Raw genomic sequence first — 446 nt, 5'->3', positions numbered from 1 at the left:
TTGACGCCGCCGGGCAACTGACCCGCATCGACGACACCCGGCGCGGCGCGCTCAGCTACCGCTATGACCCGCTGGGTCGCCTACTCGCCGCCAACACCATCACCGGCGAAGAAACCTTCGCCTTCGATCCGGCCAGCAACCTGCTGGATCCGCAGGCACCGCGCCGTCCCAATCAATACGCCCCGTCCAAGCTGCTGGATAACCTGCTACGTGACTACGTCGGCACGCACTACAACTATGACGAGCGCGGCAACCTCAAGGAACGCCTGCACAACGGCAAAAAATCCCAGTTCACCTGGGATTTGCACGACCGCCTGACCGGCTACGCAGACGACCGACTCACGGTCAACTTCGCCTACGACGCACTGGGCCGTCGCCTGTTCAAGCTGTCCAAGGCCAAATACCACGACCGTCGCGAAGCCGGGCCGATGTGGAACAAGCTGGAG

The 446-nt window shown here is 63.0% G+C and carries 1 protein-coding gene; it reads left to right on the top strand.

What is annotated here, in order from left to right:
• The coding region (locus tag ACM6IK_RS25680) for a hypothetical protein (RefSeq protein WP_414876540.1) at positions 1–446 on the top strand (446 nt) is incomplete at both ends.

The sequence above is a fragment of the Pseudomonas sp. IT-196MI5 genome, from assembly GCF_949767415.1.
Lineage (GTDB): Bacteria > Pseudomonadota > Gammaproteobacteria > Pseudomonadales > Pseudomonadaceae > Aquipseudomonas.
The sequence above is the reverse complement of the archived record's forward strand: the minus strand, read 5'-3'. Positions and strand labels throughout refer to the sequence as shown.